Source organism: Leisingera daeponensis DSM 23529 (assembly GCF_000473145.1).
Taxonomy (GTDB): Bacteria; Pseudomonadota; Alphaproteobacteria; order Rhodobacterales; family Rhodobacteraceae; genus Leisingera; species Leisingera daeponensis.
Genome location: NZ_KI421500.1, coordinates 1,065,033 through 1,088,381 on the forward strand (window position 1 = coordinate 1,065,033; position 23,349 = coordinate 1,088,381).

At 65.3% G+C, this 23,349-nt stretch carries 18 protein-coding genes; 6 read left to right on the plus strand and 12 right to left on the minus strand.

What is annotated here, in order from left to right; genetic code table 11:
- Positions 1-60: 60 nt before the first annotated feature.
- Entirely contained in the window at positions 61-768 is a 708-nt protein-coding gene (lexA, locus tag DAEP_RS0105585; protein ID WP_027243963.1) for a transcriptional repressor LexA, read from the plus strand.
- On the opposite strand, the gene DAEP_RS0105590 is transcribed toward lexA, so the two are convergent.
- Complete coding sequence (locus tag DAEP_RS0105590) at positions 762-2,831, minus strand: ComEC/Rec2 family competence protein (protein ID WP_027243964.1); 2,070 nt, start codon at positions 2,829-2,831, stop codon at positions 762-764. The genes lexA and DAEP_RS0105590 overlap by 7 nt on opposite strands.
- 79 nt (positions 2,832-2,910) lie before the next feature.
- Here DAEP_RS0105590 and gltX point away from each other — a divergent pair, with 79 nt between their 5' ends.
- From gltX to DAEP_RS0105605, 3 genes are all read left to right on the plus strand, one after another.
- Positions 2,911-4,311 carry a glutamate--tRNA ligase gene (gene gltX, locus DAEP_RS0105595; protein ID WP_027243965.1) on the plus strand — a complete coding sequence of 467 codons (1,401 nt, stop codon included), beginning with the start codon at positions 2,911-2,913 and terminating at the stop codon, positions 4,309-4,311.
- Between the two features lie 126 nt (positions 4,312-4,437).
- Positions 4,438-5,733, plus strand: coding sequence for a citrate synthase (locus DAEP_RS0105600; protein ID WP_008556539.1), 1,296 nt, complete (start codon positions 4,438-4,440; stop codon positions 5,731-5,733).
- A gap of 283 nt (positions 5,734-6,016) precedes the next feature.
- Positions 6,017-6,826 carry a calcium-binding protein gene (locus DAEP_RS0105605; protein ID WP_027243966.1) on the plus strand — a complete coding sequence of 270 codons (810 nt, stop codon included), beginning with the start codon at positions 6,017-6,019 and terminating at the stop codon, positions 6,824-6,826.
- Between the two features lie 46 nt (positions 6,827-6,872).
- Here the strand turns inward: DAEP_RS0105605 and DAEP_RS0105610 are convergent, their stop codons facing one another.
- The 11 genes from DAEP_RS0105610 to DAEP_RS0105660 all read right to left on the minus strand — a co-directional run bounded on the left by DAEP_RS0105610 (position 6,873) and on the right by DAEP_RS0105660 (position 19,387).
- Complete coding sequence (locus DAEP_RS0105610; protein ID WP_008555783.1) at positions 6,873-7,649, minus strand: enoyl-CoA hydratase-related protein; 777 nt, start codon at positions 7,647-7,649, stop codon at positions 6,873-6,875.
- Positions 7,650-7,751: 102 nt separating this feature from the next.
- A complete protein-coding gene (locus DAEP_RS0105615; protein WP_027243967.1) occupies positions 7,752-8,225 on the minus strand; it encodes a cytochrome c-type biogenesis protein in 474 nt (157 codons plus the stop codon).
- A gap of 5 nt (positions 8,226-8,230) precedes the next feature.
- A complete protein-coding gene (locus DAEP_RS0105620; RefSeq protein WP_008553717.1) occupies positions 8,231-10,195 on the minus strand; it encodes a heme lyase CcmF/NrfE family subunit in 1,965 nt (654 codons plus the stop codon).
- Between the two features lie 78 nt (positions 10,196-10,273).
- Positions 10,274-10,849 (minus strand): holin family protein, encoded by a 576-nt coding sequence (locus DAEP_RS0105625; RefSeq protein ID WP_027243968.1) that lies wholly within the window; start codon positions 10,847-10,849, stop codon positions 10,274-10,276.
- Positions 10,840-11,451, minus strand: a complete 612-nt coding sequence (locus DAEP_RS0105630; RefSeq protein ID WP_027243969.1) for a holin-associated N-acetylmuramidase — start codon at positions 11,449-11,451, stop codon at positions 10,840-10,842. The genes DAEP_RS0105625 and DAEP_RS0105630 overlap by 10 nt, the downstream gene beginning before the upstream one ends.
- Before the next feature lie 196 nt (positions 11,452-11,647).
- Entirely contained in the window at positions 11,648-12,091 is a 444-nt protein-coding gene (gene ccmE, locus DAEP_RS0105635; protein ID WP_027243970.1) for a cytochrome c maturation protein CcmE, read from the minus strand.
- Positions 12,092-12,130: 39 nt separating this feature from the next.
- Positions 12,131-13,159 (minus strand): N-acetyl-gamma-glutamyl-phosphate reductase, encoded by a 1,029-nt coding sequence (gene argC, locus DAEP_RS0105640; protein ID WP_008553379.1) that lies wholly within the window; start codon positions 13,157-13,159, stop codon positions 12,131-12,133.
- A gap of 114 nt (positions 13,160-13,273) precedes the next feature.
- Positions 13,274-14,083 (minus strand): glutamate racemase, encoded by an 810-nt coding sequence (gene murI, locus DAEP_RS0105645; protein WP_027243971.1) that lies wholly within the window; start codon positions 14,081-14,083, stop codon positions 13,274-13,276.
- Between the two features lie 9 nt (positions 14,084-14,092).
- On the minus strand, positions 14,093-14,971 hold the full coding sequence (locus DAEP_RS0105650; RefSeq protein ID WP_008557737.1) for a lysophospholipid acyltransferase family protein: 879 nt from the start codon (positions 14,969-14,971) through the stop codon (positions 14,093-14,095).
- A gap of 142 nt (positions 14,972-15,113) precedes the next feature.
- Complete coding sequence (locus DAEP_RS0105655) at positions 15,114-15,707, minus strand: dimethylsulfonioproprionate lyase family protein (protein WP_027243972.1); 594 nt, start codon at positions 15,705-15,707, stop codon at positions 15,114-15,116.
- Positions 15,708-15,967: 260 nt separating this feature from the next.
- Positions 15,968-19,387 carry an indolepyruvate ferredoxin oxidoreductase family protein gene (locus tag DAEP_RS0105660; RefSeq protein ID WP_008553248.1) on the minus strand — a complete coding sequence of 1,140 codons (3,420 nt, stop codon included), beginning with the start codon at positions 19,385-19,387 and terminating at the stop codon, positions 15,968-15,970.
- 168 nt (positions 19,388-19,555) lie between these two features.
- On the opposite strand from DAEP_RS0105660, the gene DAEP_RS0105665 reads away from it, so the two are divergent.
- Both DAEP_RS0105665 and purL read left to right on the plus strand, forming a co-directional pair.
- The gene (locus DAEP_RS0105665; RefSeq protein ID WP_008556496.1) at positions 19,556-20,461 is read left to right on the plus strand and encodes a LysR family transcriptional regulator; all 906 of its coding nucleotides are present in this window, start codon (positions 19,556-19,558) and stop codon (positions 20,459-20,461) included.
- A 638-nt stretch (positions 20,462-21,099) separates the two neighbouring features.
- The gene (purL, locus tag DAEP_RS0105675) at positions 21,100-23,265 is read left to right on the plus strand and encodes a phosphoribosylformylglycinamidine synthase subunit PurL (protein WP_027243973.1); all 2,166 of its coding nucleotides are present in this window, start codon (positions 21,100-21,102) and stop codon (positions 23,263-23,265) included.
- The last annotated feature ends 84 nt before the right edge of the window (positions 23,266-23,349 follow it).

Below are 23,349 nucleotides of genomic sequence, written 5' to 3' on the forward strand. Positions count from 1 at the left end.
AAAACGTGAACATGCGTAGAACAAAAGAAAACATCTACACGAGGCGCGGAGGGAGCGGCGATGCTCACGAAAAAACAGCTGGATTTGCTGGAATTCATTCACAAACGCCTGCAGCGGGACGGGGTTCCGCCCAGTTTCGATGAGATGAAGGAAGCGCTGGACCTGCGCTCCAAATCCGGCATCCACCGGCTGATCACCGCGCTGGAGGAGCGCGGCTTCATCCGGCGCCTGGCCCACCGCGCCCGCGCCATTGAGATCCTGCGCCTGCCCGACAGCCTGGGCGGCACCGCCGAACCGCAGGGGTTTGCCCCTAAGGTGATCGACGGCGGCCAGGCCAGCCCCCGCGCTGCCGCCGCCGCAGCGGCGGATCCGATGCGCCTGGCCGCGATTGAACTGCCGGTGATGGGCCGCATCGCGGCCGGTGTGCCGATTGAGGCGATCAGCCAGGTCTCGCACCAGGTGGCGGTGCCGGGCGGCATGATTTCCCCCAACGGCCAGCACTATGCGCTGGAGGTCAAGGGCGACTCGATGATCGAGGCCGGCATCAATGACGGCGATATCGTGGTGATCCGCGAAGCCGAAACCGCGGACAACGGCGACATCGTGGTGGCGCTGGTCGAAGGCCAGGAAGCCACGCTGAAGTATTTCCAGCGTCAGGGCGGCATGATCGCGCTGGAGGCCGCAAACCCGGTCTATGAAACCCGGCGCTACCGCGAAGACCAAGTGCAGGTCCAGGGCCGCTTGGTCGGACTGATCCGCACTTACTGAGACGCCGCCGCCGCGCCCAGCAGGCGGCGCAGGCGCAGCACCTCCGGCCCTTCCGGCTGCCATCCGCTCCACAGGCGCATACCGGTTGCTGCGCGGGCCGTCAGCAGCCGGCCATCGGGCCGCACCGCGATGCTGCCGGTCTGCCGCAGGATGCCCGGCGTCAGCACCAAACAGCCGGCCGACGCCGCGCCGGCCGCAGCGGACACGACAATATCGCCCTCTTTACAATTGCTTGCCTGCAGCAGCTCACGTTTCCCCGGGGCGTGGACCAGCCGCACGCCCGCACCGTGCCAGACCGGCAGCGCGCCGTCCCGGACCTTCCAGCGGGCCGCCGCTTCCGGCTGGGTGGCTGCGTCGCCGTCATTCTCCAGCCAGATCCCGGCGGTGAACCCCTGCCCCTTGGCGCGGGACAAGGCGCGCCCCTCTGCCTCCATCACCCCGATCAGCCCGCCGGAGCTGGCGATGATCACCGGCGGGCGCTCCGCCCCGCTCCAGATCCACAGCGCAGCAGCCGCGGGCAGCAGCCCTGCGAGCCGCAAGCGCCCCTGCCAGATCACCGCAAACACCATGCCGGAGGCAAACAGCGGCAGCACGGCGCTGTCCGGCGCTGTCACCTGGGACACCGCGCCCTCAAACCCGGACACCGTCCGCGCCACCGCCAGGATCCAGTCCATCCCCCACCGCATCACCGTCAGGCCGATGCCCTCCAGGCCGGCGGGCAGCAGACACAGCGCCAGCACGGCGGCGGGTATCACGACGGTGCCCATAACCGGCACTGCCAGCAGATTTGCAAGAAGACCGTAGTGCGGCAGCGTGTTGAAATGCGCCGCTGCAAAGGGTGCCGTGGCAGCGCCGGCCACAGCGGAGGAGATCACCAGTGCAGCCACCGGCCGCAGCCAGCGCGGCCCCAGCGGCACCCCGCCGTCCCGCACCGCGGCAAACACCGCCACCAGCGCAGCCGTCGCGGCAAAGCTCATCTGGAAGCCGGGGCTCAGCAGGCTTTCGGGCCGCCGCAGCAGCACGATCAGCGCCGCCAGCGCCACCGCCCGCAGGGTGATCGCGCGCCGGTTCAGCAGCACCGCGCCCAGCATCACCGCAACCATGACAAAGGCCCGCTCCGTCGCCACATTGCCGCCTGACAGCAACAGATAACCGGCCCCCGCGATCAAGGCGGCCAGCGCCGCCAGCTTCCGCACCGGCCAGCGCAAGGCCAGCGGCGGCACCAGGCAGAACAGCACCCGCACTGCGGCAAAGACAAACCCGGTCAGCAGCCCCATGTGCAGGCCCGAGATGGCCAGCAGATGCGCCAGGTTGCTCTTGCGCAGCGCCGCCAGCGTCTGCTCCCCGACACCGCTGCGGTCGCCTGCGGTGAGGGCCGCGGCAAAGCCGCCGGTCTCTCCCGGGATCCGCTGCTGCAGGTGCTGCGCCATTTCCCGGCGCAGCCGCTCCACCGGCACGCTGTCCCCCGGCGCGCCGGCCAGCAGCACCGGCACTCTGGTATACCCCAGGCCGCCCAGCTGCATGAACCAGGCATGGCGGCGGAAGTCGAAGCCGCCCGGCTCCGCCGGGCCCTGTGGCGGCAGCAGATGCGCGGTTGTCATCACCAGCGCGCCGGGCGGCGGCACCGCGTCCTGCCCTGTCAGGGAAATCCGCACCCGTTCGGGCGTTTTCGCGGCGGGAACGTCCAGCCGCACCTGATCAAGGGTCAGCCGCAAGGCATCGGTCGGGGAGCGGTCCACCGAGACCACCCGCCCCTCCACCGGCCCGTAATAGCGAAAATCCAGAACCGGCGCCGCAACCCAATGGGCACGAGCACCCGCCAGGCACAGGCCCGCGGCCGCAAAGGCCGGTGCCCAGCACAGGAACGCCAAGGGCCGCAGTTGCACCGCCGCCCAGGCCAGCAGCAGCCCAGCCGCCGCAAGGCCGGCATAGACCGTCCAGCCCGGTTCGCTTTTCAAACTGAAATAGGCCCCGATCCCGGCGCCCAGAAACACTGGAATCCAGGGGAACAGATGCCCCCGCTGCGCCTGCAGCAGGTCTGCGATGGCTGTGCTCAGCCGCATGCTTGCCCCCCGCCTTCTGGCCCGGTAGACAGGCGGAAACACTACGCCTCACATGGTTTCCAAAAGGTAAATCCTGCACATGACCCAACCGGTTGTCACCCGTTTCGCGCCGTCTCCCACCGGCTTTCTGCACATCGGCGGCGCCCGCACCGCGCTGTTCAACTGGCTGTATGCCCGCGGCCGCGGCGGCAAATTCCTGCTGCGGATCGAGGATACCGACCGCGAACGCTCCACCCCCGAAGCCACCGCCGCCATCCTGCAGGGCATGGCGTGGCTGGGCCTGGATCATGACGGCGAGGTGATCAGCCAGTTCGAACGCGCCGACCGCCACGCCGAGGTCGCCAATCAGCTGCTGGCCGAAGGCAAGGCCTACAAATGCTTTGCCACCCAGGAGGAAATCGCCGCCTTCCGCGAGCAGGCGAAGGCCGAGGGCAAATCCACCCTCTACCGCTCGCCCTGGCGCGACGCCGGTGCGGCCAGCCACCCGGACGCGCCTTATGTGATCCGCATCAAGGCGCCGCAGGACGGCGTCACTGTGATCAAGGATCAGGTGCAGGGCGACGTGACCATCCGCAACGATCAGCTCGATGACATGATCCTGCTGCGCTCCGACGGCACCCCGGTTTACATGCTGGCGGTGGTGGTCGATGACCACGACATGGGCGTGACCCATGTGATCCGCGGCGACGACCACCTGAACAATGCCGCCCGCCAGATGATGATCTATGAGGCGATGGGCTGGGACGTGCCGGTCTGGGCCCATATCCCGCTGATCCACGGCCCGGACGGCAAGAAACTCTCCAAGCGCCACGGCGCCCTGGGCGCGCAGGAATACCAGGCGATGGGCTATCCGGCGGCCGGCATGCGCAATTACCTGGCACGCCTCGGCTGGTCGCATGGCGATGACGAATTTTTTACGGACAGCCAGGCCAAAGAGTGGTTTAATTTCGACGGTATCGGCAAAAGCCCCGCCCGGTTTGACACCAAGAAGCTGGAAAACCTCTGCGGCCAGCATATTGCCGTTAGCGATGATGCTGCACTGCGGCAGGAAATCAGCGAGTACCTGGCGGCTGCCGGGAAACCCGCCCTGACTGACGCGCAGTCACAAGGGCTGGAAGCTGCGATGTATTGCCTCAAGGACCGGGCCCGCACATTCCCGGAACTGCTTGAAAAAGCACATTTTATCCTCGCCACACGGCCTCTTGAACGGGACGAGAAGGCAGAAAAAGCACTGTCGTCTGTATCCGATGGTATACTGGAAGAATTGACGCCGCAGCTGCAAAATGCTAGCTGGGTCCGTGACGATCTGGAGGCGCTTCTGAACGCATTTGCAGAAGCACATGATACCAAGTTCGGCAAACTGGCAGGCCCGTTGCGGGCTGCGCTTGCGGGCCGGGCGGTAACGCCTTCGGTGTTCGATATGATGCTGATTCTGGGCCGCGATGAAACCATCGCCCGGCTCAAAGACGCGACGGGCTGATCCTGGCCTTTACGCCCGGGTAAGCCCGTTTAGATAAGACAAACCCTGCGCGACTCAGCGCAGGCGCTGCCCCGCATGAAAACGCCTGACCGGTCGCTTTCGTGCCTGTAACAGGAAGGGACATCCATGACCGAGACACAGAAATCTGCCACGCTCAGCCTGAATGGCGAAACATACGAGCTGCCCATTTTCTCGCCAACGGCCGGGCCAGATGTCCTCGACATCCGCAAGCTCTACGCGCAGGCAGGTGTGTTCACCTATGACCCGGGTTTCACCTCCACCGCCAGCTGCGACAGCACCATCACCTATATTGATGGCGGCAAGGGCGAGCTGCTGCACCGCGGCTACCCGATCGACCAGCTGGCGTCGAAATCGCATTACCTGGAAGTCTGCTACCTGCTGCTCTACGGCGAGCTGCCGACCGCCGCGCAGCTCGAGGATTTCGAGACCCGTGTGACCCGTCACACCATGGTGCACGAGCAGATGCACAACTTCTTCCGCGGCTTCCGCCGCGACGCGCACCCGATGGCGACCCTGGTGGGCGTGGTCGGCGCGATGTCGGCCTTCTACCACGACTCGCTGGACGTGACCGACCCCTGGCAGCGCGAAGTTGCCGCCATCCGTCTGATCGCCAAGCTGCCGACCATTGCCGCGATGGCCTACAAGTACTCGATCGGCCAGCCCTTCGTTTACCCGCGCAACGATCTGGATTACGCGGCCAACTTCCTGCACATGTGCTTCTCGGTTCCGGCCGAGGAATACCACGTGAACCCGATCCTGAGCCGCGCGATGGACCGGATCTTCATCCTGCACGCCGACCACGAGCAGAACGCCTCCACCTCGACCGTGCGTCTGGCGTCCTCTTCCGGCGCCAACCCGTTTGCCTGTATCGCGGCCGGCATCGCCTGCCTCTGGGGCCCGGCCCACGGCGGCGCCAACCAGGCCTGCCTGGAGATGCTCAAGGAAATCGGCTCGGTTGACCGCATCCCGGAGTTCATCGAACGCGCCAAGGACAAGAACGATCCGTTCCGCCTGATGGGCTTTGGCCACCGCGTGTACAAGAACACCGACCCGCGCGCCAAAGTGCTGAAGCAATCCGCGGATGAGGTTCTGGAGCTGCTGGGCGTCGAGGACAACCCGCTGCTGCAGGTCGCCAAGGAACTTGAGCGCACCGCGCTCAACGACCCCTACTTCATCGAGAAGAAGCTGTTCCCGAACGTCGACTTCTACTCCGGTATCATTCTGGAGGCGATGGGCTTCCCGACCTCGATGTTCACCCCGATCTTCGCGCTGTCGCGCACCGTCGGCTGGATCTCGCAGTGGAAAGAGATGATTGCAGATCCGCAGAACAAGATCGGCCGCCCGCGTCAGCTGTACCTGGGCGAGACCCTGCGCGACTACGTCGACATCGAAAAGCGCTAAGCGCTGCTCAGACGTCAAGACAAACGCCCCGCATCGCGCGGGGCGTTTTTCGTTTGGCGGCAGTGTGTCCGGCGGTGTGCGGCCGGCTCTGCTCCGGTCCCGCCGGGCAACAATTCCACCGTGGGCCGCACACTGTTTCTCAGGAAAGTTCAATATTTACGGGTATTTGACTAAACCTGCACAACCCGGTACTGAACTCATTAGTTTACTTGGTTCTGGCAGAGCGCCCCCACGCGCGCGGAATTGCAGAACGCCACTGCCAGGCGGCAACGGGATTGATGACATGGAACTTTTGATCTTGCTTGGGATTGGCCTGACCATTGGCGGTGTGGCCTTGGCGATGGACGATGATGATGATCAAATCAAGGGCGACACCACCGCTGACGCGACTGAAGGCAACGATGACCTGGCTGGGGCATCTGGCGACGACACCATTTTTGCCAAGGATGGCCTCGATATTATTGACGGGAATGGCGGCGACGACAGGCTGTTCGGCCAGGATGGGGAGGATCTTCTGCTGGGAGGTGCGGGCAATGATTTCCTCCGTGGCGGTTCAGATTCCGACATAATCATTGATGCAGAAGGCAGTGACACCTTGATTGGCGACTTGGGGCACGATCTGATTGTCGCAACCAATGCAGTTGATCCGGACGTCACATTGCAAATCGTCAGAGACTGGATCGACAATGATGACCCCGATGAAAATATACAGCTGGAACGCGACCTGAGCGCGCCGGACACCGACGATGATGCGGACGTGATCCAGGCCGGCTATGGCGATGACGATGTCTATGCTGGCAACGGTGACACAGTGAGCTTGGGTGCGGGAGAGGATGCCCTCTTCCTCGGCGATTGGATCGAACCCGGCGATGAGCCGGTGGTCTTGACCGACTACAGCCCGCTCGAAGACATGATCGTTTATTACTATGACGGTTCCGGTCCTACCCCTGAAATTACAGTCGAAAACACGCTGGACGAACTGGGCGATGAAGACGATGCTCTTCTTATGGCTGACGGAAACGTCTTTGCTCGGATCGAGGGCGCTGGCGGCCTGATTTCGCCGCACAACATCCGGGTTCTCGAGCGCGAGTAGCGGCGGCCGGAGACAGGCTCCGGCATCCGCGTGTGTTTGCCGCGCCTCAGCGCCCCTCGAACTTCGCGGGGCGTTTTTCCATGAAGGCGGTGACGCCTTCCAGGAAGTCCCGGGTCTTGCCGCACTGGCCCTGCAGATGCGCCTCTTCCGACAACTGCTCCATCAGGCTGCGGCCGGTGCTTTCGCGCAGGGCGGATTTGGTGGCGGCAAAGGCCTTGCTGGGGCCTTGGGCCAGATAGGCGGCCCGCGCGCGCCAATGGGCGTCGAACTCCGCGTCCGGCACCGCTTCCCAGATCATGCCCCAGTCGCTGGCCTGCTGCGCGCTGATGCGGTCGGCAAACAGCGCCGCGCCCATCGCCTTGGCCATGCCAACCTGGCGCGGCAGGAACCAGGTGCCGCCGGCATCGGGCATCAGGCCGATCTTGCTGAAGGCCTGCATGAAAAACGCGCTTTCGCTGGCGATCACCACATCCGCGGCCAGCGCCAGGCTGGCGCCGGCACCGGCTGCGGCGCCGTTCACCGCGGCCACCACCGGCACCGGGCAGTTATAGATCGCCTCGACCATCGGCAGGTATTCGTCGCGCAGCGTGCGCTCCAGATCCAGATCGCCAGAGCCGGAGGCGTCGCTCAGGTCCTGTCCGGAACAGAAGGCATCGCCCGCGCCGGTCAGGACCACCGCCCGCGCCTCGGCCTGCGCGGCCTGCATGGCATGGGTGATTTCCGAGCGCATCCGGCTGGTCAGCGCGTTTTTCCTGTTGGCCCGGTTCAGGGTGATGACGGCCAGCCCGTCCTCCAGCGTGAACAGGATTTCCTTGTAGTCCATAGGGTTGCCTCATGCAGCTTGCGTCCCGCCGGCGCTGTGCCAGCGGGCCTGTTTGGCGCCATGGTGACGCAAAGCCCTGCCGCCGGAAAGCCGGACCCGGCGTCAATCCTCCAGGATTTTCCGCAGCCGGTCCTGCTCTTCCGCGCTCAGCCCCGCCTCTGCCGTTTTTGGCGCCCGGGAGCGGCCGCGGATGTAGAACAGCGCCATCACCAGCGCCGCCAGCAGCATCAGCGGCCCCGCAGCCCACAGCAGCCAGTTGGCCCCGCTGGCGGTGGGGCGCAGCAGCACGTATTCGCCGTAGCGGGCAACGATGAAATCCATCGCCTCCCGGTCGCTGTCGCCCGCCACCAGCCGCTCGCGCAGCAGCACGCGCAGGTCGCGCGCCAGTTCCGCGTTGGATTCGTCGATGCTTTCATTGCGGCAGACCAGGCAGCGCAGGTCCTTGGACAGCTCCCGCGCGCGCGCTTCCAGCGCCGGGTCCGCCAGGATCTCGTCCGGCTCCACCGCCAGCGCAGGCGCCGGGGTGAACAGCGCCGCGGCCATCAGGGCGGCCAGGGCCAGGATCAGAACACGCATCGGTTTCATTCCGCAGGCACTCCCGCTGCCGGTGTCTTGCGCGCGCCCGCGGCCACGCGGAACCGTCTGTCGCTCAGGCTCAGAAGACCGCCAAGCGCCATCAGGATGGAACCCGCCCAGATCCAGTTGGCAAAGGGCTTGATATAGGTGCGCATGGTCCAGCTGCCGTCGGCCTGCTGATCGCCCAGCACGACATACAGATCCCGCGCCACCCGGTAGTCAATCGCGGCTTCCGTGGTCGGCATCTTGGCCACCGGGTAGTCGCGTTTCTCCGGGAACATCACCGCCTCGGGCCGCCCGTTGCGGGTCACTTCGACGCGGCCCTTGGTGGTGAAGTAGTTCGGCCCCTGCTCGCGGGTCACCTCCTGCAGCACCAGCGTGAAGGCGCCGACCTCAAACGGCTCGCCAATACGGGCCACGCGGATATCCTCCTGCTCCCAGGCCGTCAGGCCCGCGATCGCAAAGATGGTGACGCCGAGGCCCGCATGGGCCGTGGCCTTGCCCCAATCCGCCCGCGGCAGCCGCAGCATCCGCTGCAACCGCCCGGACTTGCCGCTGCGCATCCACAGATCCGCCAGCGCGCCGAACACAACCCAGGAGCCCAGGAACAGCCCGACAGGTCCCAGCGCCGAGCGCCCGGTCTGCATCGACCAGGCCAGCACGCCCAGCGACACCGCCAGCACAAACACGTACCGCAGCTGCCAGGCGGTGCGCCCGATCCGGCCGCGTTTCCACGGCAGCATCGCGCCGACGGGCAGCAGCAGGCCCAGCACCACCATGAAGGGGGTGAAGGCCGAATTGAAGAACGGCGGGCCGACGCTCAGTTTCCGGTCCAGCAGCATCTCCGCCAGGATCGGCCAGATGGTGCCGAAGAACACCACAAAGCAGCTGACCGCCAGCAGGATATTGTTGGCCACCAGCGCGCTTTCGCGGCTGATCATGCCAAAGACGCCCTTGGCCTCCATCGCCTGCGCGCGCGCGGCAAACAGCGTCAGCGCGCCGCCGGTGAAGAAGGCGAGGATGAACAGGATGAACACGCCCCGCTCCGGGTCGTTGGCAAAGGCATGGACGCTGGTGATCACGCCCGAGCGCACGATGAAGGTGCCGATCAGCGAGAAGCCGAAGGCAAGGATCGCCAGCAGGATCGTCCAGCTTTTCAGCGCCTCGCGCTTTTCCACCACGATGGCGGAATGCAGCAGCGCAGCGGCCAGCAGCCAGGGCATGAAGGAGGCGTTTTCGACCGGGTCCCAGAACCAGAAACCGCCCCAGCCCAGCTCGTAATAGGCCCACCAGGACCCCAGCGCGATGCCGATGGTCAGGAACACCCAGGCCGCCAGCGTCCAGGGCCGCACCCAGCGGCCCCAGGCGGCGTCGATGCGGCCTTCGATCAGGGCCGCAACGGCAAAGGAGAACGCCATGCTGAGACCCACGTAGCCGAGGTAGAGGAACGGCGGATGGAAGGCCAGGCCCGGGTCCTGCAGCAGCGGGTTCAGGTCCTGCCCGTCAAACGGCGGCACCGACAGGCGCAGGAACGGGTTGGAGGTGAACAGGATGAAGGCGAAAAACGCCACCCCGATCGCCGCCTGCACGGACAGCACACGGGCCTTCAAGGTCGGCGGCAGCCCGCCGCCAAAGACCGAGGCCAGCGCCCCGAACAGGCTGACGATCAGCACCCACAGGAGCATCGAGCCCTCGTGGTTCCCCCAGGTGCCGGAGATCTTGTACAGCATCGGCTTGGCCGAATGGCTGTTCAGCGTCACCAGCTTCAGCGAGAAGTCGGAGGTGATGAAGGCCCACATCAGCGCGCCAAAGGAGAACGCGGTGAACAGGAACTGCGCCTGCGCCGCAGGCTCTGCCACGGCCATCCAGCCGGGCCAGCGTTTGTGGGCGCCGATCAAGGGGATCACGGCCTGCACGATAGCGATCATGAAGGCGAGGATAAGGGCAAAGTGGCCAAGCTCTGTAATCATGGGATTTCCTATACGCCTGTCTGCCGGGAGCGCCAATGGCAATTGCCGCGCCATGCCGCCGCAGAGGGCAAAATGTGATCAGCCGCGGCGTGCTTTCCAGGCTTCCAGCGCGGGATTGTCCTCCGCCGCGATGGCGTCCAGCCGGGCCGCGGCATCCGTGCGGGTGGCGGCGGCGGCAGGCGCATCCGCCCTGAGCCGCTCCAGCGCTGCGATGTTTTGCGCCACCTGCGGCACCCGCGCCATGCTGGCGGCCAGCGCCTGCTGAAATTCCTGGCTCTTCACCTGATGGCGGGCGCCGAAGTAAAAGGAGACAATGACCCCAAACAGCCACCATAGGGGTTCCGGCACCAGCGCCAGCCCTTGCATTCTTGCAGCAAACCAGACCGGATCGCTGAGAGACGCCCCCATCAGTGCAAGGGTTCCCAGCGCCAGCAAGGGGCGCGGCAGACGGTTCACCCCGTCCATGAACCGGTCAAAGCGGCTTTTGCCGCCATACTGAAACTCCGCCGCCAGCTGGCTCAGCGCAGCGCTTTGCATCTCGTGCGCGCGGGTGGCGCCGGCCTCCGCGTTTTCGCGAAACACTTCAAGAGTTTCCCGCAAGGCATTGCGGCGGCTTCCAAAAATAAGACTGAACACATCCGCGATCACCCCCATGCCGCTGTCCTCCGCTGAAACGCCTGCTGGCTCAGATGGTATTGGGCAGAGATGAACTCCTCAGCCCGTGTGATCCAGCCCCCCTTGCCGCCCGCGCGGGTGCGCGCGTATTTGCGGCTGGCCGGACGCCGGTCCGCCAGGCGGAAGTAATAATTGCGCCGCGCCACGCCGTAGGCATCGCGCAAGGCCTCCGCGCCGACCTCTGCCGCCTGCGCCGCCGCGCCGGCGGTCTGCGGGCCGATGGCGCCGTCAACCGCCACCGCATAGCCCATGTCGCGCAGCAGCCGCTGCAGAATGCGCACCGCGTTGCTGCCCGCGTTCACATACATGTCGAACACCGCCGCCTGCAGGCAGGGCGGCAGGCTGGCGATCCGCGGCGCCTCGAAATAATGGCGGATGAAGATGTCCGCCGCCTGGGCCCGGCTGAGCGCCTGCACATCCTCCAGCCCGACGGCACCGTCGCCGGTCAGGTCCAGCCCCAGCCGCCGCAGGGTGCCGAGGGTCACGCCGTGTTTGGTGGCCCCGCCGGGATCATCCGGGTCATTTGCAAACCCGCCTTCGCGCGCCACGATCTGTTCTGCAATTTCCTGAACGCTCTGCATGTCACCTCACCACTTGCAACCGCAACAGGATGCCGCAGAGGGCCTAAAACCTGATGACACGACCGTGCGCAGGCAGCGCAACACCCCCCTCGAAGCGCTGCCGCGCCGCGCGCAGCGCGGCGCTTGGCCCAACGCAAAACGCCTCCCCAGAGGGAGGCGTCTTTGGGGCGGGAGCGGTCCGGCTGCGGCGCCGGGTTCAGCTCTCGGGCTCTTGGTAGACGCCCTGTTCCTTCAGTGCGTCCATGACTTCCTTGGGCATATAGGTTTCATCATGTTTCGCCAGGATTTCAGAGGCTTCAAAGACACCGTTCACGTAGCGCCCGGTGCCGACCATACCCTGGTTTTCCTCGAACAGGTCAGGCAGCACGCCGGTATAGGCGACGTTCACGGTCGCGCCGCCATCCGTCACCGCAAAGCGCACGGTTTCGCCCTGGCCGCGCTGCAGCGAGCCTTCCGCCACCAGCCCGCCGATGCGGAACACTTCCGACGGCTTCGGCGGTTCCTCCATCACCTGGCTGGGCGAGCGGAAGTAGTTGATCCCGTCCCGCATGGCATAGCCGATCAGGGCGGTTGCCACGATCAGGGCCACCGCGGCAACCGCGATGACCTGGATACGGCGCTGTTTCTTCAGGTTCTTCATGGTGTCCTCATATCAGGCCCAAGCCAGCGCCGCCCCGGATCAGGGGAACAGCGGCGCCATCATCAGGCCTTCGGTCTCGTTCTCACCTAACATCAGGTTCGCGTTCTGCAAGGCCTGGCCGCTGCTTCCTTTTGTCAGGTTATCCAGTGCCGCAAAGACGATGGCGCGGCCGCCGATCCGGTCCTGCGCCACGCCGATATGGCAGAAGTTGGAGCCGCGCACGTGATGCGTGCTCGGCGCCTCGCCGAACGGCAGCAGCTCAATGAACGGCTCATCGGCGTAAGCCTTGGCAAAGGTATCATGGATCGCCTGCGCGTCGCCCTTCACATAGACGGTCGCCAGGATACCCCGGTTCACCGGCAGCAGATGCGGGGTGAACTGCACCTTTACCGGGCGGCCTGCGATCTTGCTGAACTCCTGGTCGAACTCGCCCAGGTGGCGGTGGGTGCCGCCGATGGCATAGGCATTGTAGCCCTCGCTCAGCTCCGCGTGCAGCAGGTTTTCCTTGAGCGACCGGCCGGCGCCGGAGACCGCGCATTTCAGGTCCAGGATGATCTCGTCCAGGTCGATGACGCCCGCCTCGATCAGCGGCCGCAGGGCAAACTGGCCGGTGGCGGCGTTGCAGCCTGTGCCGGCCACCAGGCGCGCGGACCTGATTTCTTCCCGGTAGAACTCGGTCAGGCCGTAAACCGCCTCTTCCTGCTGCTCCAGTGCGGCGTGCGGGTTGCCGTACCACTTCTCGTATTCCGCAGGGTCGCGCAGCCGGAAGTCGGCTGACAGGTCGACGATCTTCAGAGTCTTGGGCAGGGCCGCGATCACGTCCTGGCTGGTCTTATGCGGCAGCGCGCAGAAGCACAGGTCGATATTTGCAAAGTCGATTTCGCCGATCTTGCACAGCACCGGAAGCTCCATATGGCGCAGGTGCGGGAACACCTCGGCCATGGTCATGCCGGCCTTGCGGTCAGCGGACAGCGCCGCGATCTCGATATTGGGGTGCTGGGCGATCAGCCGCACCAGTTCGGCGCCGGTATAACCGGAGGCGCCAAGGATAGCCACTTTATGGGTCATGTCAGACCTCGTCTTTCGATGTGATATGCCGGTTCCGCAGCCATCTGCGGAGAGAAATAGGAAAAACTGCGCCTCAGCACTTTGACCTGGAACAAGGTTCCGGACGGTCGGGGCTCAGGCGGCCTGAAAGGTGATTTCCCGTCGGAGAAACTGGGTCGCGCGGTCGCTGACACGGCCCGGGTTTCCGGTGGTATAGAACCCGCCCGCACCGTTGCCCAGCATTCCGGGATGGCGCTTCAGGTAGTCCGCAAGGCTGTCTGCCACCAGGCTGCCCTGGCTGAACACCTTGACCTCAGGGCCAAGTGCGGCCTGAAAGGTCTGCTCCATCAGCGGGTAATGGGTGCAGCCGAGGATCGCGGCCTCAGGATGCGGCATCTTGCGCTTCAGCGCATCGACATGCGAGCGCACCAGCGCCTCGGCCAGGATCATGTCGCCGTCCTCAATGGCGTCGACCACGCCGCCGCAGGCCTGCGCCTCGACATCTACGCCGATGGCGCGGAACGCCAGTTCCCGCTGGAACGCGCGGCTGGCGACGGTGGCCGGGGTGGCAAACAGCGCCACGTGCTTCACCTCCACCTCGCGCGGGGGGGAGTTGTCGCCCCACTGCCGTTCGGTGAGCGCCTCGATCAGCGGCACGAAGACACCCAGCACCCGCTTGCCCTGGGGCAAGCCGCCCTCCTGCATCCGGCGCAGCGCGGCGGCGGAGGCGGTGTTGCAGGCGAGGATCACCAGATCGCAGCCCTTGTCCCACATGTCCTCCATCGCGGCCTTGGTCAGCTGATAGATGTTTTCGGCATCGCGCACGCCATAGGGCGCATGGGCGTTGTCGCCGTAGTAGAGGAAATCCACATCCGGCAGGCGCTTTTGCGCCGCGTCCAGGACGGTCAGCCCGCCCAGGCCTGAATCAAAGATGCCTACAGCCATTTCGCTTTCTCACGCGCGGTGTTTCTCTTCGAACTCAAACCCGTAACCATAGGATTTGAGCGGTACTGGAGAAAGCTCATACGTCGCTTTGCGCAAGAAATCCATAAGGGCTTTTGTATCATTGGCCAGTGGCGCCAACGTGCCGCGGCCAATGGGTGCGCCGATCACCACCCGGACCGGGGTATCGACCCGCTTGCGGAACTCCTGGATCAGCAATCCCATGCGCAGGGTGGCGTGCAGGTGGCTGGCAATCTGGAACAGGCGGGAGGTGTGGCCGTCGAAGAACAGCGGCACCACCACCGCGTCGGATTTGGCGATCATCCGGGCGGTGAAGCCGCGCCAGCCGGGGTCCATCGGATGGCCCAGCGGATGCGCCGCGGTGGACACGGTGCCGCCCGGGAAGATCCCGATGGCACCGCCCTGCCCCAGATAGTCCAGCGCGTCCTTGCGGGTCTGCAGGTTGGTCTGCACGGCCTCGCGGGTTCCGGCGAAATCCACCGGCAGGATCACCTTGTTCAGGTCTTCGGCCCTGCGGAACACGTGGTTGGCCAGAATGCGGAAATCGCCGCGGGTTTCCGCCAGGATATGCCCCATCATCAGCCCGTCGAGAATGCCGTAAGGGTGGTTGGCGATGAGGATCACCGGCCTGTCCTGCGGAATGTTGCCGAGCGCGCCGCCCGCCACCTCCAGCGTCAGCCCGTAGCGCTCTGCCATCACCGACCAGAAGCTGCGCCCCGCCGCCACCTCCTGCTCATATCCTGCGGCGCGGCGGATCAGGCTCAGCCGCCCGGTGGTATTCTCCATCAGCCGGATCACCGCGCGGCCTGCGCGGGTGGAGGCGGAATGGGCATAGGAAATATCACGGGCGAGGCGGTTTTGCGCGTGCATCTGGGGGAAGGCTCCGTCTGGATGTCACCGGCGGTATAAGGCCGGCAGCGCAGCGTGCAAGATGGCTGTAACAGCCGTATGACAGGCGCGGCCCGGACAGACCGCCGCATGGGCGGCCTGCTGCCCGTGTTGCGCAGGCCGGTCAGGCCGCGGCAGTCCGTTTGCCGCCCATCAGGGGCAGGCCCGCCAGCCCTTGGCCGCGCCACAGGACATAGGTCAGGACCGGCTCCGCGCCGGTGTTCATCGCGTGCGGCTGCCAGCCGCCGTGCAGGCGCGTATCGCCCGCCTGCAGCCAGCTTTCGTTCTCCTCGGTCAGGAACTGCGCGCCGCCGCCCAGCACCACATACAGCTCCTCCGCCTCGTGGCTGTGCCAGTCGTATTTCAGCCCGGCGCCCCAATAGGCGATATAGCCGCGCAGCCGGGTGCTGCGGAAATGGCCGGTCGGGCCGAACAGCTCGAAATAGCCGTAGTTCTGCAGGAAATGCGCACCGACCTCGGCCTCGGTATAGGTCTGTGTCCAATGCGCGTGCCCCGCCGCCGTGCGCAGCGCGTCGATCAGGGGCTGGGTGTCAGCCGTGCCCGGCAGGCCGAACCCCGCCACCTGGTCCTGCGCTGCCATCGCGGCAGGGGCCAGCGCGGCCGGTTCCAGATCGCCGGGCCAGGGGGCGAATTCCCGCAGGGCGGGCAGCTTTGCGTGCAGATCGCGGGCGGCCTGCAAGGCCTGCGAGAGGGACATCGGGCGGCTCCTTTCCGCTGCGGCAAGGGAATGCAATCCGGGCAGAGCCTAGCGGCAGCGCGCCGAAACGCGCGCTGCAAATGCTGAAAAATGGGCCAAAAACGACCGGTGCCGCAGGATTCTGCAGGCGGGCCGCCCCGCGGGGGGCACAACGGCAAACGCCGCGCGTCAGCGCGGCGCAGGGCCCAACCGGGAAGGACCATCCAGGGAATGGTCCGGAGCGGGCGGGAGTGCCCCGCCCTGCCCCGTCTCAACAGGTCTTATTCAGCGGCCTGTTTCACCGCTGTTCCGCCCTGACGCAGGGCTGCCAGCAGCTCCTCGCGGCGTTTGGCGGCCTTTTGCTCGTTCGCCATCTTCACCGGACCGAAGCCGCGGATCTGCAGCGGCAGTTCGGCCAGCGCCAGCAGCGGCTCCATGATCTCAGGCGCGGCTTTCGGCAGCCATTCCTGCATGTCGGCCTCATACTGCTTGATCAGCGCCCGCTCCATCTTGCGCTCTTCGGTGTAGCCGAAGATGTCGAGCGGCGTGCCGCGCAGGCGTTTCAGCTTGGCCAGCACGCGGAAGCCGCGCTCCATGCCGGCGCCGAACTTGCGCTTTTGCGGGCGGCCGTTCGGATCGGTGCCGCCCAGCATCGGCGGGGCCAGGTGGTAGGAGAGCTTGAGATCGCCTTCAAACGCCTCTTCCGCCTTGGCGCGGCTGTCCAGCAGCAGGCGGGCGACCTCGTATTCGTCCTTGTAGGACAACAGCTTGTGATAGCCCTTTGCCACCGCTTCCTTCAGCGCGGGGTCGCTGATGCCGTCCAGGAGCCTGGCATAGCGCTTGGCCAGGCCCTTGCCCTGATAGGCGACCAGATGATCGGCGCGGAAGGCGATTTTCTCGTCCAGCGTCTTGGGCTTTTGCACCACCTTGGGCTGGATCAGCCGTGCGGCCTCTTCCGGGTGCAGCACCGCCCAGCGGCCGATGTCAAAGGCGCGCTTGTTGCGCTCCACTGCGGCGCCGTTCATCTCGATCGCCTGTTCGATGGCTTCATGGCTGACGGGCACCAGCCCCTTCTGCCAGGCGCCGCCGAACACCATCATGTTGGAGAAGATCGAGTCGCCCATGGTCACGCGCGCCAGTTCGGAGGCGTCAAACAGGTCCAGCCGCTCGCGCAGGCGGGCCTGCAACGCGACCTCCAGCCGGTCGGTGGGGATCGCGAACTCGGTATTGCGGGTGAATTCGCCGGTGATGATCTCGTGGCTGTTCACCACCGCGCCGGTCTGGCCGGTTGTGGTCAGGCCCAGGGTCTTGGCGCCCGCACTTACCACCAGGTCGCCGCCGATCAGCGCATGGGCTTCGCCGGTGGCAACGCGGATGGCTGAGATATCCTCGGGCTTCTCGGCAATCCGGCAATGGATATGCACCGCGCCGCCCTTCTGGGCGAGGCCGGCCATTTCCATCAGGCCGGCGCCCTTGCCGTCGATCTGCGCCGCCTGCGCCAGCACTGCGCCGATGGTGACAACGCCGGTGCCGCCGACGCCGGTGATCACCACGTTATGAGTGCCGTCGATTGCCGGCAGCTCCGGTTTCGGCAGATGCGGCAGGTCGATGGCGGCGGTGGCTTCCTTGCGGATCTTGGCACCTTCCACCGTCACGAAGGACGGGCAGAAGCCGTTGAGGCAGGAGAAGTCCTTGTTGCAGGACGACTGATCAATGGCGCGTTTGCGCCCCAGCTCGGTGTCCTTGGGCACGATGGAGACGCAGTTGGACTGCACCCCGCAATCGCCGCAGCCTTCGCAGACGTCGGAGTTGATGAACACACGCTGGTCCGGATCCGGGAACTGGCCGCGCTTGCGGCGGCGGCGTTTCTCGGCGGCGCAGGTCTGGATGTAGATGATCGCGGACACGCCCTCGATCTGTTCGAACTCGCGCTGGATCTTCATCATCTCGGCGCGCTCGTGCATCCGCATGCCGGCCGGGAACAGGGCGGCGTCCACGTCCTCCTTCTCGTCATAGACCACCGCAATGGTCTTGACGCCCATCGCCTTCAACTCATGCGCGATCTGCTGCGCCGTCAGCCCGCCCTCGGCCTGCTGGCCGCCGGTCATCGCCACCGCGTCGTTATACAGGATCTTGTAGGTGATGGTGGTGCCTTCGGCCAATGCCGCCCGGATCGCCTGCACGCCGGAGTGGTTGTAGGTGCCGTCGCCCAGGTTCTGGAACACGTGCTTTCGCTTGGAGAACGGCGCCTCGCCGACCCAGTTGACGCCCTCGCCGCCCATATGGGTGAAGCCGGTGGTTTCGCGGTCCATCCACTGCACCATGAAGTGGCAGCCGATACCGGCATAGGCGCGGGAGCCTTCCGGCAGCTTGGTGGAGGAGTTGTGCGGGCAGCCGGAGCAGAAATAGGGCAGACGGGTCGCGATTTCCTCGGCGTTGTCGGCGCGGCGGGCGTCATCCAGCGCGGCCATGCCGGCGCGGATCGCCTCGGTCTCGCGGCCCTCCTCGATCAGGATGCTGCCCAGTTTCTCTGCAATCATGATCGGGTCGAGCGCGTAGCGGGTCGGGAACAGCTCGTCGCGGTGCATGCTGCCGGCGCCGCCCTTGTACCAGCCATAGACGCGGCGGCCCTTGCGGTTGTCAAAGATCGCTTCCTTGATCTGGATCTCGATCAGCTTGCGCTTTTCCTCGACCACGACAATCAGGTCCAGCCCTTCGGCCCAATCGTTGAAGCCCTTCATGTCCATTGGCCAGGTCTGACCCACCTTGTAGGTGGTGATGCCGAGGCGCTCTGCCATGTTTTCGTCGATGTTCAACAGCTTCAGCGCGTGCACCAGGTCGAGCCAGTTCTTGCCGGCGGCGACAAAGCCGATCTTGGCGCCGGGCTTGCCCCACATGCGCTTGTCCATCTTGTTGGCGTGGCTGAACGCCTCTGCCGCAAAGCGCTTGTAGTCGATGATGCGGTTTTCCTGGCGGAAGCGGTCGTCGTCCAGGCGGATGTTCAGCCCGTCGGCGGGCATCTCGAAGTCGGGCGCGACCAGCTGCATCCGGTCCGGGCGGGCGTCAACGACCGAGGTCACCTCGATGGTGTCCTTCATGGTCTTGAGGCCGACCCAAAGGCCGGAGAAGCGGCTGAGCGCATAGCCGTAGATGCCGTAGTCCAGGATCTCCTGCACGCCCGCGGGGCTGACGATCGGCAGGTAGCAGTCCAGGAGCGACCATTCCGACTGGTGCAGCACGGTGGAGCTTTCGCCGGTGTGGTCGTCGCCCATCGCCAGCAGGACGCCGCCGTGCTTGGAGGTGCCGGCCATGTTGGCATGGCGCAGCGCGTCGCCGGAGCGGTCGACGCCCGGACCCTTGCCGTACCACAGGCCGAAGACGCCGTCGTATTTGCCCTCGCCGCGCACCTCGGCCTGCTGCGCACCCCAGAGCGCGGTGACCGCCAGATCCTCGTTCAGACCGTACTGAAAGGTGACATCCGCCGCCTTCAGGTGCTTTTCCGCACGGCTCATCTGCAGGTCCACCGCGCCCAGCGGCGAGCCGCGGTAGCCGGTGACCAGACCGGCCGTGTTGAGGCCTGCCGCCTTGTCGCGGTGCTTCTGCATCAGCATCAGCCGCACCAGCGCCTGAGTGCCGTTCAGCAGAACCGGCGATTTGGTCAGATCGTATTTATCATTGAGTGAGATCTTTTGCGTGCTCATCGTGGCCTCCTCAACCGGGACTAGCTTGCACATTCTGGCGCGCAGAATAGGTCATAATTGCTGACCTGAATAGTCGCTTTTTTTCGTTTTCGCTCGCTTGCGTCACGAAAACTGATACATAACTAAGATTTCATATAGTCGGCCCCAGGCGCACAGAAAGTAACGGATATGGATTGGGACAAGCTCAGAATATTTCACGCGGTGGCGGACGCGGGCAGCCTGACCCATGCCGGCGACAAGCTGAACCTGTCGCAATCGGCGGTCAGCCGCCAGATCCGGGCGCTGGAAGAGAGTTTGAACGCCACTCTGTTTCACCGTCACGCGCGCGGGCTGATTCTCACCGAACAGGGTGAGCTGCTGTTTGACGCCACCCAGTCCATGTCGGCGCGGCTGGAGGCGGCCTCTGCCCGTATCCGCGACAGCGAAGAAGAAGTGTTCGGCGAATTGCGGGTGACCACCACCGTGGGCTTTGGCACCCTGTGGCTGGCGCCGCGGCTGACCAAACTGTATGAGCAGTACCCCAACCTCAAGATCGACCTGATGCTGGAGGAACGGGTGCTGGACCTGCCGATGCGCGAAGCCGATGTGGCCATCCGCATGAAGGAGCCGAGCCAGGCCGATCTGGTGCGCAAGCGGCTGATGACCGTGCGCATGGGGCTTTATGCGACGCCGGCCTATCTGGAGAAGCACGGCAATCTGGAAACATCCGCCGACATTTCACAGCACCGGCTGATCTGCCAGAACCAGCGCTCGGCCCAGGTGGGCTCTGCCGCGGTTCTGGGCAAGAAGCTGATGGCGGAGGATCCGGCATCTCTGCTGACCGTCAACAACTATTTCGGCGTGCTGCAGGGGGTGCTGCACAATCTGGGCATCGGCATTCTGCCCGACTATGTGACAGAAGAATTCCCGCAGCTTGTCGAGGTGCTGCCGGACGAGGACCAGAACGAGGTTCCGGTCTACCTCGCCTATCCGGAAGAACTGCGCCATTCGCAGCGGGTCGGCGCGTTCCGCGATTTCGTGCAATCCGAGATCATGGAACACCGCAAGCATATGAAGGCGCTGGGCAAGCTGTAAGCCCGTCTGCCGCCGGCACGAGCGGTTCCAGCCGCAGTGCAGCGGCCGGCCCGCGCGCGGCCGGCCTGTCCCGGGACCGCCGCTCCAGCCATGCAAAAACCGCATAGCAGCATTGACACGCAATTATCCTTAATCCCCTTGAAGGGGCAGGCCCGGAGCCCTAAATGATCCACATGAAGGCGGCGGCAACGCCCCCCTTCATACCTCCCTGTTGGACTTCGGCCGAGCTTAGTGCTCGGCCTTTTTTTTGCGCAACCGGCTGGCGTGCAAGCACTCTTTCGGCGCTGCAAACACCTGCCCCCCGGCCATCGGCCTTTGCAGCGCCGGTCCGGCGCAGACCGCCGGCTGCCTGTGCTGCTTAGCACCGGTGCAGGCGCAGCAGCGCGCAAATTGTTGCCCCTCCAGCCGCCTGCATTCGCAATGCTTGTATTTTCAGCGGTTTGCCCGCCCGCCGCCGTAATTTCCGCCGCTTTCAAAAACCTGCATTGGCATCGGGGCCCGCAGGGCATGGCGGCAGGCCTGCTGCGGCGCTTGGACGCCGCCCGGGGCATCTGCCGGGGATTCGACTAATTCCACTTCCCCCGCGCTCCTCCTTGCCCTAAAAGGCGCGCAATCGCAGCCATTGGGGACGTTTACGGATGCAGGAACCCGCCATCACGCCTGAATTGATTGCCAATCACGGGCTGAAGCCCGAGGAATACGATCTGATCCTCGAAATCATCGGGCGGGAGCCGACCTTCACCGAGCTGGGCATCTTCTCGGCGATGTGGAACGAGCACTGCTCTTATAAATCCTCCAAGAAATGGCTGCGCACCCTGCCGACCGAAGGCCCGCAGGTGATCTGCGGCCCCGGCGAGAACGCGGGCATCGTGGACATCGGCGACGGCGATGCCGTTGTTTTCAAGATGGAAAGCCACAACCACCCCTCTTACATCGAACCCTACCAGGGCGCGGCAACCGGGGTTGGCGGCATTCTGCGGGATGTCTTCACCATGGGCGCGCGGCCCATCGCCTCGATGAACTCGCTGTCGTTCGGGGAAACATCGCACCCCAAGACCCGCCGGCTGGTCAACGGCGTGGTTGAGGGCATCGGCGGCTACGGCAACTGCTTTGGCGTGCCCTGCGTCGGCGGCGAGGTCCGTTTCCACCCCGCTTACAACGGCAACTGCCTGGTGAACGCATTTGCCGCAGGTCTCGCGCGCACTGACGCGATCTTCTACTCCGCCGCCTCCGGCGTTGGCATGCCGGTTGTGTACCTGGGCGCCAAAACCGGCCGTGACGGCGTTGGCGGCGCCACCATGGCGTCGGCGGAATTCGACGACACCATCGAGGAAAAGCGCCCCACCGTTCAGGTCGGCGACCCCTTCACCGAAAAACGCCTGATGGAAGCCACGCTGGAGCTGATGCAGACCGGCGCGGTGATCTCGATCCAGGACATGGGGGCAGCAGGCCTCACCTGCTCTGCCGTGGAAATGGGCGACAAGGGCAAGCTGGGCGTGCGCCTGGACCTGGAAAAGGTGCCGCAGCGCGAAGAGAACATGACCGCCTACGAGATGATGCTGTCGGAATCCCAGGAGCGGATGCTGATGGTGCTGAAGCCGGAGCTGGAAGCCGAGGCGCGCGCAGTGTTTGAGAAGTGGGATCTGGACTTTGCCATCGTCGGCGAAACCATTGCCGAAGACCGCTTCTTGATCATGCACAACGGCGAGGTGAAAGCCGATCTGGTGCTGTCCAAGCTGTCCTCCACCGCGCCGGAATACGACCGCCCGTGGGTGGAAACCCCTGCGCCTGCGCCGCTGACCGACGCGGATGTGCCGGCCATCGACCCGATCGACGGGCTGAAGGCGCTGCTGTCCTCGCCGAACTATGCGGGCAAGCAGTGGGTCTATGAACAGTACGACACCACCGTGATGGGCGACACCCAGCGCCGTCCGGGCGCGGGCTCCGGCATCGTCCGCGTGCATGGCACCGGCAAGAAGCTGGCGTTCACCTCCGACGTGACCCCGCGCTACGTCAAGGCAAACCCGTTTGAGGGCGGCAAGCAGGCGGTGGCCGAAGCCTACCGCAACCTGACCGCGGTCGGCGCCAAGCCGCTGGCGACCACCGACAACCTGAACTTCGGCAACCCCGAAAAACCGGAGATCATGGGCCAGTTCGTCGGCGCCATCAAAGGCATCGGCGAGGCGGTTGCCGCGCTCGACATGCCGATCGTCTCCGGCAACGTGTCGCTCTACAATGAAACCGACGGCAAGGGCATCCTGCCGACCCCGACCATCGGCGCCGTGGGCCTGATTGCCGCGGGCGAAGAGCCGATCATCGGCGAAGCCCGCGACGGCCATGTGGCATTGCTGGTGGGCGAGACGACCGGCCACCTGGGCCAGTCGGCGCTGCTGGCTGAAGTGTTCAACCGTGAAGACGGCGACGCCCCGGCGGTGGATCTGGAAGCAGAAAAGCGCAACGGCGAGTTCATTCGCGCCAACCGCGATCTGATCAAGGCCTGCACCGACCTCGGCGACGGCGGCTTGGCGCTGGCAGCGTTCGAGATGGCGGAAGAGGCCGGCGTCGGCGTGCAGATCGACGCAGGCGACACCCCGACCGTGTTCGGCGAAGACCAGGCGCGCTATCTGATCGCCTGCAACTTCGACCAGGCCGAGGCGCTGATGCTGGCCGCGGGCCAGGCCGGTGTCACCGTCACCACCGTCGGCAAGTTCGGCGGCGACATGGTGAAGATCGGCGGCTCCGAAGCATCTCTGGCCGAGCTGAAGGAGATCTTCCGCTCCAGCTTTGCCGCTGCCGTGGCCTGAGGCGCGGCGCCGCCCCCTGAGGCGGCAGAGACATGATCCAGGGCGGGATGGCACAGCCGTCCCGCCTTTTCCTTTGACACGTCC

What these genes read in the sequence shown, in the direction of transcription:
- argC (WP_008553379.1), bottom strand. Translation starts at nt 13,159, where the DNA reads ATGACCCATAAAGTGGCTATCCTTGGCGCCTCCGGTTATACCGGCGCC.
- DAEP_RS0105600 (WP_008556539.1), top strand. Translation starts at nt 4,438, where the DNA reads ATGACCGAGACACAGAAATCTGCCACGCTCAGCCTGAATGGCGAAACA.
- DAEP_RS0105660 (WP_008553248.1), bottom strand. Translation starts at nt 19,387, where the DNA reads ATGAGCACGCAAAAGATCTCACTCAATGATAAATACGATCTGACCAAA.
- DAEP_RS0105610 (WP_008555783.1), bottom strand. Translation starts at nt 7,649, where the DNA reads ATGGACTACAAGGAAATCCTGTTCACGCTGGAGGACGGGCTGGCCGTC.
- murI (WP_027243971.1), bottom strand. Translation starts at nt 14,083, where the DNA reads ATGGCTGTAGGCATCTTTGATTCAGGCCTGGGCGGGCTGACCGTCCTG.
- DAEP_RS0105625 (WP_027243968.1), bottom strand. Translation starts at nt 10,849, where the DNA reads ATGGGGGTGATCGCGGATGTGTTCAGTCTTATTTTTGGAAGCCGCCGC.
- DAEP_RS0105590 (WP_027243964.1), bottom strand. Translation starts at nt 2,831, where the DNA reads ATGCGGCTGAGCACAGCCATCGCAGACCTGCTGCAGGCGCAGCGGGGG.
- lexA (WP_027243963.1), top strand. Translation starts at nt 61, where the DNA reads ATGCTCACGAAAAAACAGCTGGATTTGCTGGAATTCATTCACAAACGC.
- DAEP_RS0105605 (WP_027243966.1), top strand. Translation starts at nt 6,017, where the DNA reads ATGGAACTTTTGATCTTGCTTGGGATTGGCCTGACCATTGGCGGTGTG.
- DAEP_RS0105665 (WP_008556496.1), top strand. Translation starts at nt 19,556, where the DNA reads ATGGATTGGGACAAGCTCAGAATATTTCACGCGGTGGCGGACGCGGGC.
- DAEP_RS0105615 (WP_027243967.1), bottom strand. Translation starts at nt 8,225, where the DNA reads ATGCGTGTTCTGATCCTGGCCCTGGCCGCCCTGATGGCCGCGGCGCTG.
- DAEP_RS0105620 (WP_008553717.1), bottom strand. Translation starts at nt 10,195, where the DNA reads ATGATTACAGAGCTTGGCCACTTTGCCCTTATCCTCGCCTTCATGATC.
- DAEP_RS0105655 (WP_027243972.1), bottom strand. Translation starts at nt 15,707, where the DNA reads ATGTCCCTCTCGCAGGCCTTGCAGGCCGCCCGCGATCTGCACGCAAAG.
- DAEP_RS0105650 (WP_008557737.1), bottom strand. Translation starts at nt 14,971, where the DNA reads ATGCACGCGCAAAACCGCCTCGCCCGTGATATTTCCTATGCCCATTCC.
- purL (WP_027243973.1), top strand. Translation starts at nt 21,100, where the DNA reads ATGCAGGAACCCGCCATCACGCCTGAATTGATTGCCAATCACGGGCTG.
- ccmE (WP_027243970.1), bottom strand. Translation starts at nt 12,091, where the DNA reads ATGAAGAACCTGAAGAAACAGCGCCGTATCCAGGTCATCGCGGTTGCC.
- gltX (WP_027243965.1), top strand. Translation starts at nt 2,911, where the DNA reads ATGACCCAACCGGTTGTCACCCGTTTCGCGCCGTCTCCCACCGGCTTT.
- DAEP_RS0105630 (WP_027243969.1), bottom strand. Translation starts at nt 11,451, where the DNA reads ATGCAGAGCGTTCAGGAAATTGCAGAACAGATCGTGGCGCGCGAAGGC.